This window comes from Salmonella sp. SAL4457, assembly GCF_046548235.1.
Classification (GTDB): domain Bacteria; phylum Pseudomonadota; class Gammaproteobacteria; order Enterobacterales; family Enterobacteriaceae; genus Salmonella; species Salmonella enterica.
In genome coordinates this window covers 1-232 of sequence record NZ_JBGDZO010001424.1, presented here as the reverse complement: position 1 = coordinate 232, position 232 = coordinate 1, and the positions used below count along the sequence as shown (strand labels likewise).

The window sequence follows — 232 nt, the reverse complement described above, 5'->3', positions numbered from 1 at the left end:
ACTACAGTCACCTCGGCCTGACCGCCAAGCTGCGCTATTCGCAGACCCAGCTACAGGTCGGCATCCTCATGCCGCAACTGCCGGTGGCGTTCCGCGACGACGTGCGCCTGTTGCCGCAGACCTTCGACGGCGCGCTGCTGACCTCCAGCGAGATCGAGGGTCTCACCCTCACCGCGGGGCAATTGTGGAAGTCGCGCACTCGCGAGTCGGCCGGCAGCGACGACATGTACAT

At 65.5% G+C, this 232-nt stretch carries 1 protein-coding gene; it reads left to right on the top strand.

Annotated features, from left to right (window positions below; translation table 11 throughout):
• The coding region (locus ACLJNW_RS28870) for an OprD family outer membrane porin (RefSeq protein WP_410962115.1) at positions 1-232 on the top strand (232 nt) is incomplete at both ends.